Annotated in this window: 12 protein-coding genes; 6 read left to right on the top strand and 6 right to left on the bottom strand. The window is 73.3% G+C overall.

What is annotated here, in order from left to right:
* Positions 1-56 precede the first annotated feature (56 nt).
* Positions 57-1,004 (top strand): EamA family transporter, encoded by a 948-nt coding sequence (locus tag ACWEF2_RS18855; RefSeq protein WP_453816785.1) that lies wholly within the window; start codon positions 57-59, stop codon positions 1,002-1,004.
* Here the strand turns inward: ACWEF2_RS18855 and ACWEF2_RS18850 are convergent.
* The 4 genes from ACWEF2_RS18850 to ACWEF2_RS18835 all read right to left on the bottom strand — a co-directional run bounded on the left by ACWEF2_RS18850 (position 979) and on the right by ACWEF2_RS18835 (position 3,358).
* Positions 979-1,344 (bottom strand): hypothetical protein, encoded by a 366-nt coding sequence (locus ACWEF2_RS18850; RefSeq protein WP_355598264.1) that lies wholly within the window; start codon positions 1,342-1,344, stop codon positions 979-981. The two genes, ACWEF2_RS18855 and ACWEF2_RS18850, sit on opposite strands and share 26 nt — an antisense overlap.
* A gap of 153 nt (positions 1,345-1,497) precedes the next feature.
* Positions 1,498-2,073: a biotin transporter BioY gene (locus ACWEF2_RS18845; RefSeq protein WP_453816783.1), complete on the bottom strand. Its 576-nt coding sequence runs from the start codon at positions 2,071-2,073 to the stop codon at positions 1,498-1,500.
* A gap of 179 nt (positions 2,074-2,252) precedes the next feature.
* Entirely contained in the window at positions 2,253-3,092 is an 840-nt protein-coding gene (locus tag ACWEF2_RS18840) for an alpha/beta fold hydrolase (protein WP_453816781.1), read from the bottom strand.
* Positions 3,089-3,358 (bottom strand): DUF4180 domain-containing protein, encoded by a 270-nt coding sequence (locus ACWEF2_RS18835; RefSeq protein ID WP_355598270.1) that lies wholly within the window; start codon positions 3,356-3,358, stop codon positions 3,089-3,091. Before ACWEF2_RS18835 ends, ACWEF2_RS18840 begins: the two co-directional genes overlap by 4 nt.
* Before the next feature lie 233 nt (positions 3,359-3,591).
* On the opposite strand from ACWEF2_RS18835, the gene ACWEF2_RS18830 reads away from it, so the two are divergent.
* Together ACWEF2_RS18830 and ACWEF2_RS18825 are read left to right on the top strand one after the other, a co-directional pair.
* Positions 3,592-4,533, top strand: a complete 942-nt coding sequence (locus tag ACWEF2_RS18830; RefSeq protein ID WP_355598272.1) for an HpcH/HpaI aldolase/citrate lyase family protein — start codon at positions 3,592-3,594, stop codon at positions 4,531-4,533.
* A gap of 310 nt (positions 4,534-4,843) precedes the next feature.
* Positions 4,844-8,197: a hypothetical protein gene (locus ACWEF2_RS18825; RefSeq protein ID WP_453816779.1), complete on the top strand. Its 3,354-nt coding sequence runs from the start codon at positions 4,844-4,846 to the stop codon at positions 8,195-8,197.
* On the opposite strand, the gene ACWEF2_RS18820 is transcribed toward ACWEF2_RS18825, so the two are convergent.
* On the bottom strand, positions 8,184-8,579 hold the full coding sequence (locus tag ACWEF2_RS18820; RefSeq protein ID WP_453816777.1) for an NUDIX domain-containing protein: 396 nt from the start codon (positions 8,577-8,579) through the stop codon (positions 8,184-8,186). The two genes, ACWEF2_RS18825 and ACWEF2_RS18820, sit on opposite strands and share 14 nt — an antisense overlap.
* A gap of 72 nt (positions 8,580-8,651) precedes the next feature.
* On the opposite strand from ACWEF2_RS18820, the gene ACWEF2_RS18815 reads away from it, so the two are divergent.
* The 3 genes from ACWEF2_RS18815 to ACWEF2_RS18805 all read left to right on the top strand — a co-directional run bounded on the left by ACWEF2_RS18815 (position 8,652) and on the right by ACWEF2_RS18805 (position 11,028).
* Positions 8,652-9,287, top strand: a complete 636-nt coding sequence (locus ACWEF2_RS18815; RefSeq protein WP_355598277.1) for a DUF6758 family protein — start codon at positions 8,652-8,654, stop codon at positions 9,285-9,287.
* A gap of 109 nt (positions 9,288-9,396) precedes the next feature.
* Positions 9,397-10,116, top strand: a complete 720-nt coding sequence (locus ACWEF2_RS18810; RefSeq protein WP_355598278.1) for an MBL fold metallo-hydrolase — start codon at positions 9,397-9,399, stop codon at positions 10,114-10,116.
* Between the two features lie 6 nt (positions 10,117-10,122).
* The gene (locus tag ACWEF2_RS18805) at positions 10,123-11,028 is read left to right on the top strand and encodes a RecB family exonuclease (protein WP_453816775.1); all 906 of its coding nucleotides are present in this window, start codon (positions 10,123-10,125) and stop codon (positions 11,026-11,028) included.
* A 14-nt stretch (positions 11,029-11,042) separates the two neighbouring features.
* On the opposite strand, the gene ACWEF2_RS18800 is transcribed toward ACWEF2_RS18805, so the two are convergent.
* On the bottom strand, positions 11,043-11,915 hold the full coding sequence (locus ACWEF2_RS18800) for an alpha/beta fold hydrolase (RefSeq protein WP_453816773.1): 873 nt from the start codon (positions 11,913-11,915) through the stop codon (positions 11,043-11,045).
* Positions 11,916-11,952: the final 37 nt, after the last annotated feature.

Raw genomic sequence — 11,952 nt, 5'->3', positions numbered from 1 at the left:
CGACCCGCCATGACAGCATCAAAAGGTTAGTACGGTGGTTACATGGATGGTGGTTTATGAGACGTGCCGGTCTGATGATCGCGTTCGCGTCGTCCTGGTGTTTCGCCTTCTCCGGGCCGATGGCCAAATACCTGGCCGCCGCCGGTCTGGCCCCGCTGGAGGCCGTCTGGGTGCGAATGATGGGGGCGGGGCTGCTGCTCGCCGGGATTCTCATGATCATCAGGCCCCGGGCGCTCCGCGTCCCGCGTTCGCGGCTGCCGTTCTTCCTGGCCTACGCGGTCATCGCGGTGGCCGGGGTGCAGGCCCTCTACTTCGCGGCCATCACCCGGCTGCCGGTCGGCATCGCCCTGCTCATCGAGTTCACCGCGCCGGTGCTGGTCGTGCTCTGGGTGCGGTTCGTCCGCCGGATACGGCTGTCGCCCGCGGCGTTCGCCGGCGCCGTGGTGGCGGTGATCGGGCTCGGCGTCGTGGTCGAGGTCTGGTCGGGGCTCAGCCTGGACCCGGTCGGCCTGCTGCTCGCCTTCGGCGCGGCGGCGTGCTGCGCGGGCTACTTCCTGCTCAGCGACGGGTTCGGCGACGACGTCGACCCGCTCGGCCTGATCGCCTGGGGCATGCTGGGCGCCGCCGCGGCGCTCCTCCCGTTCGCCCGGCCGTGGAACATCCCGTGGGAGGCGTTCACCCTGACCGTGGCGCCCGAGGGCGGCCACGCCCTGCCGGCGCTGGGGGCCGTGATCTGGATGATCCTGGTCGCCACGGTTCTCGGCTACATCCTCGGCGTCACCGCGGTCCGCCGCCTGTCGGCGGCCATCGGCTCCACCGTCGCCTCGCTGGAGGTCATCGCCGGAGCGGTGGTCGCCTGGGTGCTGGTGGGCGAGGCGCTCGGGCCCTTCCAGATCATCGGCGGTCTCACCGTCCTGACCGGCGCCTACCTGGCCCAGCGGGCCACGGTCACGCCACCCGTGCCACCGGGGGCGGAGGTCAGGGAGCCGGTTCGCGTGGCGTGAGCCGTACCACCCGGGAGTGGGCGGCCCAGCGGGCCGTCAGGCCCGCGCCGTCAACGGCGTTGAGCCGCTCCCTGGCGAGCGCGGCCACCGCCCCGGGGGCCGCCGCCTGGTCCACCACCTCGACGGCCGCCTCGAAGGTGATCAGCCGCGCGCCGTTGTCCTTGCTCCGGAGCGTCACCCGGACCTCCTCGGCCTCGGTCAGGCCGGGCAGTTCCTGCTCGCCGCCGCCGGTGACCACGTAGATCGCGCCGTCGTGCCACGCGTGCCAGGCCAGCCGGGGCCGGTCCAGGGACAGCCACAGGACCCCCGACTTCTTGGCACCCTCCTCGATCACACCCATAGCACGAATGTACGGCCTGCGCCCGGCGAGGCCCGCGCCCCCCTACGGCCTCCGCCCCCGTGACCTGCGCCCCCTTACGGTCCGCGCCCCCGTGACCCGCGCCTCTCCTCAGGCGGGGAGGCGCGGGCCGTGCGGGGAGCGCCGATCCGCCGGTCAGCGCCGGAGGAGCTTCCACGCCGCCGGGAGCAGACCGGCCGCGATCGCGATCTTGAGGGCGTCGCCGAGCAGGAAGTTGCCCGCGCCCACGGCGAACGCCCTGCTCAGGTCCATGCCGGTGACGGCGATGAGGACCGGCAGGCCGAAGGCGTAGATCACCAGGTTGCCGAGGACCATCGTGCCGACCGTGCGCGGTACGGTACGGTCGCCACCGCGCTCGGCGAGCCTGCCGACCAGGGCCGCGGCGGCGATGAAACCGAGGACGTAGCCGAAGCTGGCGCCGGCGAAGCCCGAGGCGCCGTCGGCGAACCACGGCACGCCCGCCACGCCGGCGAGCATGTAGAGCGCCATGCTCAGCGCCGCGCGGTTCATGCCGAGCGCCGCGCCGACCAGCACGACCGCGAACGTCTGGCCGGTGACCGGGACCGGTGAGCCGGGGACGGGGAAGCTGAGCTGCGCGGCCAGGCCGGTCAGGGCCGCGCCGCCGACCACGAGCGCGACGTCACGGACGCGGGATGCGGGGATGAGGTCGGACAGTACGGCGGGCCGGACCATCGAGGAGGCGTTTGCCATGGTTCATGTCTCCCTATACCGAAGCTTGATTCCCCATTATTCGGACATCTCCCCCGGAGGCCGTACAAGGTCGGAGCCAAGAACGGGGGCGAGACTTTGTATGACCGCCATAGATCGGCCCGGCCTGCCGCGCGGCGCCATCCTCACCCCGTAGCCTTCGGTGTTGAGCGACCTCTACCTCAGGCCCGGAGGAACTCGGCGATTGGCTCGGCCTGGCCGAAGACGGCGTGACCGACCTCGGGGAGCAGGTGCACCGTCGAGTGCGGGACGCACTCACGGACGCGCCGCGCGGTCTGGTGGGAGTCGAACATGGCGTCACGGCCACCGACGATGACGAGTACGGGCATGGTGAGCCCGCGCAACGCGTCGTCGGGGAATACCGGGAGCTTCTCCCTGCGCGGGTTGAAGTGCGTGAACGTCAGGACGACGGCGTCGAGCGCCTGCCGGTCCCTCTCCTCGTCCAGTCCTGCGACAGCCATCGCCGACTCGCGCAGTCCGCCGCGCCGGAACGGGTGGGTCAGCAGGGCCTTGAGGATCCAGCCGACCTTCTGCCGTCCCACGCCGCCGGGGCACATCAGGGCCAGGTGGGTCACTCGTTCCGGACGGCGGATGGCGTGGTCCAGGGCCGTCCAGCCGCCGAGGGACATGCCGGCGAACGCGGCGTTGACGATCCCGAGCCCTTCCAGCACGTCGTCCAGCCAGAGGGATACGGCGTCGGAGTCCAGGGCGGGGCGCGAGGGCGCGCTCAGGCCCGGCTCGCCGACGAGGTCGACGGCGTACGTGCGGAAGTGCTGAGACCAGGTGGCGATATCTCCTCGCCACATCGACGCGTTCGCGCCCGAGCCGTGCAGCAGCACCAGGGGCGGCGCGTCCCGCGGGCCGGAGACGAGGACGAAGGTCTTGCCCTCGCGAGTCGGCACCCGTACGTGCTCGGCGGGAACCGGCCAGGCGTCCAGCGCCCGCCGGTAGTGGTCGCGGAGCTCGCGTTCACCGGCCTCGGACTTGTAGATCATGGTCATGACGACCGCACCCCCAGTCGCGCGTCGAGCGCGTCGAGATCTGAAACGAACCACACGTGGCCGGACCTGTTCGACTCGCCGACGAGCGCGCGCGGAGCAGAACCGGCCGCCGGATGTGAGGAGACGCCGCCGACGACCGCAGGCTTCAGCCGGTGGATGACGACCTTCTGCGTGAGCTCGCCCGCGAAACGGGAGCCCAGCGAGAAGAACCGCTCGTCCGGGCGGGCCGCGGGCACCGCCACCACGTCCTGTTTCGGCATGGGCATTGGGACCACCTCCTTGGCAACAGTGAAGGCCTTGTCACCGTGTCAAGGTCAAGTGGGGGGCACGCCGTGAGATCACCAGGCATTCCCCGCCTACCGAGTTCGGTGTCTCATCGCAATCCAACGAGCGCCGTCACGCTGACCTACAAGCGCTGTCGCGACTCGTCCACAGAACCAGGGCCGTACACCACCGGGCCGAGAGGTGACGATTCCAAAAACCCGGCTAGCGTGTGGTCATGCGCTCCCGACGTTCGTGCCTGGCGGTGCCCGGCAGCAGCCCGCGTTTCCTGGAGAAGGCCCAGGGCCTCCCCGCCGACGAGGTCTTTCTCGACCTGGAGGACTCCGTCGCGCCGGCGGCCAAGGAGGGGGCGCGCAAGAACGTCGTGGCCGCGCTGCGCGACGGCGACTGGTCGGGCAGGACCAGGGTCGTGCGGGTCAACGACCTGAGCACGCAGTGGACCTATCGGGACGTCATCGAGGTCGTGGAGGGCGCGGGGGAGTTCCTCGACTGCCTGATGCTGCCCAAGGTGGAGGACCCGACCCAGGTGGTCTGGCTGGACGTCCTGCTCACCCAGATCGAGCGGGCCAACGGCCTGGAGGTCGGCCGGATCGGCATCGAGGCGCAGATCGAGAGCGCCCGGGGCCTGGTCAACGTGGACGCCATCGGGGGTGCGTCGCGGCGGCTGGAGACGCTGGTCTTCGGTCCCGCCGACTTCATGGCCTCGATCAACATGCGGACCCTGGTGGTCGGCGAGCAGCCGCCCGGCTACACCGAGGGTGACGCCTACCACTACATCCTGATGCGCATCCTGATGGCCGCCCGCACGCACGGCCTGCAGGCCGTCGACGGCCCCTACCTGGCGATCAGGGATCTGGACGGCTTCCGCCGGGTGGCCGGCCGGGCCGCGGCGCTCGGGTTCGACGGCAAGTGGGTGCTTCATCCGACCCAGATCGAGACCGCCAACGAGGTGTTCTCGCCGTCGCAGGAGGACTACGACCGGGCCGAGCTGATCCTTGACGCCTACGCGTACTACACGACGGTCGAGAGGCGCGGCGCGGTCATGCTCGGCGACGAGATGATCGACGAGGCGTCCCGGAAGATGGCGCTGGTGGTGACGGCGAAGGGCCGGGCCGCCGGTCTGGCGCGCACCACCGCCTTCACCCCGCCCGTGGCCTGACGCCGGTCCCCCCGCGATTCTTATCTCGGAATTACCGCCGCAAACGGTGATAATTCCGGCGCTCCGCCGATAAATCTGACTAGAGAGGTCTCGTCATCGAGGCCCCGACGTGCTGCTCTGGATGGTGTACGGCCGGAGCCCGGGTCGTCGGGCCGTGGAGGTGATCGTTTCCACCGAACGGGGTAGTAGTAGGGTCACGTGCGATTCGCCGCCGCCCCGAGGGGCCGCGGCTGAGTCGCATGGAGACGGCTGGAACGGTCCGGATGCTGATCCGGGCTGAAAACGGGCTTCCCGCAAGGAGGTGCTGAGCGTGGCCCCGGGCCCCCACGACCCACGCTCGCGAGAGCGGCCGGCGGACGACGACGGCGTCCACGACGGCGCGAGGCACGAAATCAGGTCCCGGGATCCCCAGGGCGCCCCGCCGACGATCCAGCACTCTCCGCCGGCCCCCTCGGACGACGGCACCCGCGGTCTCCCGCTGACCTCGCCGTGGATGCTTCCGCCCTTCGCCTCCCCCGTTCCGGACGACGGCGAGGCTCCCCGGGCCCGCCCCGAGGGGCTGGGCGGCGAGCGCCGCCGCCTCAACACCCAGCCCTACGCGTCCGCCTCCGGCCGTCCCCCCGAGGGACCGGGGGACGGCGACTACAGGGACCTGCTCGACCCGCCGGGCAGGGGTGGTGACCGCGGGAACCGGCCCGGACCGTCGCGCGGGCCGCAGGACGGCGACCGGGTGGACCGGCGGGGACCGTCCGGCGGGATCGAGATCGAGGACGGTGACTACGGAGACCTCCTCGGCCCCTCGTATGAGGACCTCCCGCACCGGAGCCCGCCCGGAGACGGTGACCGCGCGGACCGCTCCGCCGCCCCGTCCGAGCCCGGGAGCCGGGGCCGGAACAGGAGGAACCGGCCCGACCTGCTGGTCGCCTCGGGGCCGCCCCGCCGGCCCGCCGACCGGCCCCCGGGGGATCGGCCCGAGCCTCCCGGCTCCCCTGCCCCTCCCGCCGGGGAGTCCGGCCCACCGGGGCCGTCCGAGCGGTCTGAGACGTTCGGGCGGTCCGGGGTGTCCGCCGCCTCGGATCCGCCCCCCGCGCCCTTCAGGCCGCCCCCCGAACCCGAGGACGAGGTCCGGGTGGGGCCGTGGATCCCGGCCACACCCGAACCGGGGCCGGAACCCGAGCCGGCCGTACTCACCGGGGACGACTTCGAGCCGGTGCACCGTGTCGGCCGTCCGCCGGGCGGGCGGCCTGCCAGACCGGACCTGCTGGTCGCCCAGGGGCCGCCCGGCAGGCGCCGGGGTGGCGCCGGGCGCCATCACCGCCCGGCCGCCGCGCCCTCCGCGGTACGCCGCTCCAGCCCGGCGAGGCGCGGCGGCGGGCGGGGCCTGCTGGTCCCGGTGGTGATGGTCGTCGCCCTGGCCGTCGCGGTCGGCGGCGGCCTGGTGCTCTGGGGGTGGGTGAGCAGCCCGTTCGCCACCGGCCTCCAGCTGGTCGGTGACGAGGTGCGCTCCGGGGACGCGAACTTCGTCCCGCCGCCCAACGTCGGTGGCGACGGGTCGAGCCAGGTGCTCAACGCGGTGACCTCCGTCGGCTCCGTCATGGTCGCCGTCGGTAGCGACACCACCAGCCCGGTCCCCAGGCCGCTGTTCCTGGTCTCCCCGGACGGCGGCACGAGCTGGCGGCTGGGCAGCGTGACCGGACCGGCGGGTTACGAGAACGGGCCGACCACGGTGGGCCGGGTGGCGGGCGGCGACGGCCGCTGGCTGGCCGGGGGCAACGACCCGCTGGGCGCCGGCCGGGGGCTGTGGACCAGCGCCGACGGCTATCGCTGGACGGCGGTGGACCCCGGCGGGCTGGGGGCCTTCTCGACCGGAGACAAGATCACAGACCTGGCCAGGACCTCCTCCGGCTTCGTCGTGGTGGGCACCACCGTGCTCCGCGACGGCACCCTCGGGGCCGTCGCCTGGACCTCGCCGGACGGGCGGGGCTGGCACCGGGTGGACACCCGGGAGATCGGCATGCCGGACAGGGTGCGGGGGCTGAAGGCGGTCGTCGCCAAGGGCGACACCGTGGTGGCCCTGGGCGATCCGGCCCAGGGCCAGTCCGTCTCGGTCGTCCTGCGCTCGGCCGACGGGGGCAGGACCTGGCGCCGGGCCGAAACGCCGCTGACCGGTGTCATCGCCGAACCCGGCGCGCTGGCCGTGACCGGCGGCGGGTTCGTGCTCGTCCCGACCCAGCAGCGCAGCGACAAGGGCGAGGTCGGCGTCTACTGCTCGCCCCAGGGTCTCGACTGGACCCGGTGCGGCACCATCACCGGCCTGGCCCGCGACGGGTCGGGCGTCAAGCGGCTGGCCTCGTCGTCGGCGGGGGTGGCCGCGATCGCCGAGTCGGGCTTCGAGCACTACGCCGTCTACACCAGCGAGGACGGCCGCGACTGGCGCAAGACCACCGACCTCGGCCAGGTCCCCGGCTCGCTCCGGGCCCTCGCCGTCTCCGACCGGGGCACGCTCGTCGTCGGCGGTGACGAGCGCGCCGCCGACGTGGACAACCGGCTGGTCCTCATCACCGCGCCGGAGGGAGGGCAGGCCAGACCGGTCGCGCTGGACGGGATCGCGGGGCTCACCCGCGCCGCCCGCGACACCGCCAGGGTGGCCGCCGCGGACGGCGGGTTCGTCGCCGTGGGCGCCGCCTCCGGCGACGCGGGCATCTGGACCAGCGCGGACGGCCGGAGCTGGAAGGCCGCGGGCCCGGCGCAGGTCCTCGGCGGTTCACGACGGCAGGCTCTCAGCGACGTCGCGCCGGGACGGCGGGGCTGGCTGGCCGTGGGCAGCACGATGACCGACGCCTCCTCCACCGGCCCCCTGCTCGTCACCTCCGCCGACGGCAGGACCTGGCGCAGGGTCCCGATCATGGGCCCCCTCGCCCCGGGCGCCGAGCACGACTTCCTCGCCCCCCACGCGGTCGCCGCCGGTCCGTCCGGCTACCTCCTGGCCGGTGAGGACCGCGGCCCCTCCGCCACCGTCCCCGCCCTGTGGTTCACCGCCGACCTCAAGCGCTACACCCGCGCGACGAGGTTGCCCGCCGGCGGCAACGGGGTGCGGCTGTACGACGTCTCGGCGACCTCCTCGGGATACATGGCCGTCGGCGGCATGGGCACGGCCGAGCGCGAGACCGGCGTGGTCTGGGTGTCGGCCGACGGGGTCAACTGGGTCGCCCGCAAACCCGTCATGCCCTCGGGCGCCACGTCGGCGGGACTCCGGCACGTGGTCCTGCACGGCGGCACCGTCGTCGCGACGGGTACGGCCAGGACCGACGAAGGACAGCGGGCCTTCGGCGCGGTGTCCGACGACAACGGCTCGACCTGGGAGTTCTCCTGGCTCCCCGCCGACCGGGCCGCCGCCGTGCACGATCTGGCGGCGACGGCGGAGGGCGTGGTCGCGGTCGGCTGGCAGGGCGTCCCCGGCGAGGGGGACAGCGTGGCGTGGACCTCCGAGGACGGCCTGACCTGGCAGCGCCACACCCCGACCCAGGGCAGCCTGGGCGGCGAGGGCACCCAGTGGCTCGGCGCGGTCGCGGTCTCCGGTGGCCGGGTCGTGGCCCTGGGCCGCTCCACCACCTACGACGCCGACCACCTCACACTGTGGCGCTCGACCCTCACCGCCCGATGACCCCCCACTCGGTGAGGGCGTCCAGGAGGCCGGGGGAGAGCGGAAGCCGCGCGAGCTCGTCCTCGCCGAACCAGCCCGCGTCGGCGGCGTCGTCCCCGGCGGCGAGTGTGCCGCCGGAGACCTCGGCCAGGTAGTCGCGGATCTCGTAGACGGCGCCGCCGGGGCCGGGGCGCTCGACGGCGCCCGCCAGGCGTCCGGCGGCGACCGTCAGCCCGGTCTCCTCCAGCACCTCGCGGACCACCGCCTCGGCGTCGGACTCGCCGGGCTCGACCCGGCCGCCGGGGACGGACCACAGGCCCCGCCCCGGGGGGTGGCCTCGCAGGACGAGGAGCATCCGTCCCTCGCCGTCGCGGACTATCGCTCCGACACAATTTACCCGCACGTGAATAAGATTACGGCCGCATAACGGAACTGCCCTTGACGGGTGGGCGCCGACAAAGCAGCGTGGGTAGGCGTGAGAGCCGAGCCCATCTGCCCGCGCTGTTTCGGCCCGCTCCGCCCGCCCAGCGCCTGGTCGAGCGCGTGGCGATGCGGACCGCACGGCGACGTGCTGCCGCTGCAGCCGCCCAGGCATCCCTCCGTGGCCGCACTGGAGGCCATAAGCAGGAGCGCCCGGGTGCCGGTCTGGCTGCCGTGGCCCCTGCCGCAGGGCTGGCTGGTCACCGGGTTCGCCGAGGCCGGTGACGAGCGCAGCGGTGTCCGGGCCACCGTGGTCGCGCTCTCCGGTCCCTCGCTGACCCAGGGGCCGGCCGACATGCTGATCATCGCGGAGGAGCCCGGGGTGGGGCTCGGCGCGGGGTTCGCCGGCCTGGAGGCCACCGACCCGGGCGAGGGGTTCGACGACGGGCCGCCGCACGCCAAGGTCGAGATCAGGGGGCATCCGGCCGCGCTGTGGTGCGTGGACGCGGCCCCCGACCGGGCGGTCTACGCGGGCGAGGCGCTGGGCAACTGGCTCTGGTCGGTCATCTGGCCCGCCGAGGCGGGTTACCTGATGACCTTGGCCGAGTTCGCCATGCGTGACCTCAGGGACCACCTTCTCGACCTGCCGTTCGGCGCGTTCTCTCCGCGACTGGGCGACGAGGGCGCGTGACCCGCGGGCACGCCCTCGCCCCGAGGGGTACGCGGGCAGGCGAAGTGCAAAGCCATCCGTTACCCGCCCCCGGGCCGCCCGGTGGGACAAGGCAGTAAAGTTCGGAAGCGTGACAGCGCGTATCGAGCGAGTGGTGACCGAGGGCGTCGTCGATATCGACGGCGTCGAGCACAAGGTCGAGAACAACACCTGGATCCTGGGTGACGATGAGGAGGTCATCGTCATCGATCCCGCGCGTGACGCGGACAAGATCCTGGAGAAGGTCGGGGAGCGGGAGGTGCTGGCCGTCGTCTGCACCCACGGCCTGCCCGACCACGTGGGGGCGGCCATCGAGGTGGCGGCGCGTGACGAGGCCGTCGTGGCCCTGCACCCCAAGGACCGGCCGCTCTGGCGGCGGACCTGGCCGGACACCTGGCCGGACATCGAGATGGAGGACGAGGGCCTGTTCGGCGTCGCCGGCGTCCAGCTGGAGGTCATGTCCACCCCCGGCGTCTCCCAGGGAGGCGTCTCGCTGTACTGCGAGGCACTGGACGCGGTCTTCACCGGCAAGTCCCTGCAGGCCGACGGCCCCGGCAGGATCGGCGGGGAGTACCCCGCGCTGGCCGACCAGCTCACCGCGATCGGCGGCCGGCTGTTCACCCTGCGCCACGGCACCCGCGTGCTGCCGGCGCACGGCGAGGAGGCCACCATCGGTGATCTGGAGCCGCACTTCGACGCCTGGCTCTCCGGCTCCCTGACCCGGGGCACGGCGGACGAGAAGGCCGAGGAGGGGCCGCTGACCGACGGGACGAAAGCCGCCGGAATCCGGCTGAACCTCCGCGACCAGTAGCCCTCCGTGGACCAGCTGCCCCTGGAGGGTATGCCGCGGCGGCTGTACGCGTGCACGCCGTCGCGGCTGAACACCTGGCTGGACTGCCCGCGGCGCTACCGGTTCACCTACCTGGACCGGCCGTCGCCCCAGAAGGGCCCGCCGTGGGCGCACAACAGCGTCGGCGTCAGCGTGCACAACGCCCTGGCCGCCTGGTGGCGCGAGCCGTACGAGCGTCGGACCGTGGCGATGGCGGGCGTCCTGCTCGGCAACGGCTGGATCGGTGAGGGGTTCCGCGACGCGGAGCAGTCCACCGCCTGGCGCGACCGGGCCCGGGAGATGGTCGTCGGATACGTGGCCGCCCTCGACCCCGCGGACGAGCCGGTCGGCGTCGAGCGGACCGTCGCCACCAGGACCTCCGCCATCGCCGTCTCCGGCCGGGTCGACCGGCTCGATCGGCGCGGCGACGAGCTGGTCGTGGTCGACTACAAGACCGGCCGGCGCCCCCTCACCGCCGACGACGCCCGCTCCTCACTCGCACTCGCCGTCTACGCCGTCGCCTCCTCCCGGATGATGCACCGCCCGTGTCACCGGGTCGAGCTGCACCACCTGCCGACCGGTTCGATCGTGGAGTGGGAGCACACCGACGACTCCCTGGCCCGCCACCTGAGCCGGGCCGAGGAGATCGCCGCCGAGGTCTCCGCGGCCGACGACGTCTATCGGGCCTGGTCGGGCAGCGCCCCCGGGCGCTCCCGTACGGCGTCCGCCGCGACCGCCGAGCGCACGCCCCCCGAGGTGCCCCCCGAGGTCGACGGGCTCTTCCCGCCCAGGACCGGCTCCCTCTGCTCGTGGTGCGACTTCCGCAGGCACTGTCCCGAGGGCCGGGCGGCCGGGGACGAGCGCCGGCCCTGGGACGGCCTCGCCGACGGTTGAGAATCCGCGCCCGGTCAGATCAGTGAGCGCGACTCGGCGGACTTCCAGAAGCGGATGAGCGCCGCCGCGGTCGTCTCGGGGGCGTCCACCGCGGGGGAGTGGGCCGCGCCGGGGACGACCACGCACTCGGCGCCCAGCCTGCGCGCCATCTCGGACTGCATCACCGGCGGCCAGCCGTCGTCGTGCTCGCCGTACAGGACCAGGGTGGGGACCTCGACCTGGATGAGCTCGTCACAGCGGTCCCGGGCGGAGAGCACCTGCCTGGTCATCGTGTACATCCCGGTGGGGGAGTTGGCGAACAGCCGCTTGCGCAGGAACGTGACGATCTCGTCGGGGACCCCGGCGGCCAGGGCCTCCGGCTCCATCCGGGTGTACCACATCTGTTCCAGGCCGACCTCGGGGAGCTCGGCGAGCATGGCCCGGCCCGCCCGTTCGCGGGGGCCGATGATCCCGGCGGGGCCCGTGCTCATCAGCGTGTAGGAGGCGAACTTGGTGCGGCCGTCGATGACCGCCTCGCGGGTGACCAGGCCGCCGAAGGAGTGCCCGACCAGGTGGACGGGGTCGCCCTCACCGATCAGCTGCGACAGCACGTCGACGTCGTTGCCGAGCGCCGCGCAGGTGTAGGCGGCGGGATCCTCCGGGCCGCTCGTCTCGAACTGCCCCCGCATGTCGATCGCGACGACCCGGCGGCCCGACTGGGCGAGTGTCTGCAGGACCGCGATGAAGTCCTCTTTGCTACCGGTGAGGCCGGGGACCAGCAGGGCCGGCCAGCGTTCGGGGACGCCGCTGACCGGCAGAGCCTCCAGTGCGGCGAACGTGCCCACCGAGGTGTCGATCCGGCGGGCATGAACGCCTGGAGGCAGAGTCAGAAATCGCGGCGTACTCACGTGGCCCCACGATACCTCTCTTGTTGACGTGGCTCCG

It is taken from the genome of Streptosporangium sp. NPDC004631 (assembly GCF_053601935.1).
The sequence above is the reverse complement of the archived record's forward strand: the minus strand, read 5'-3'. Positions and strand labels throughout refer to the sequence as shown.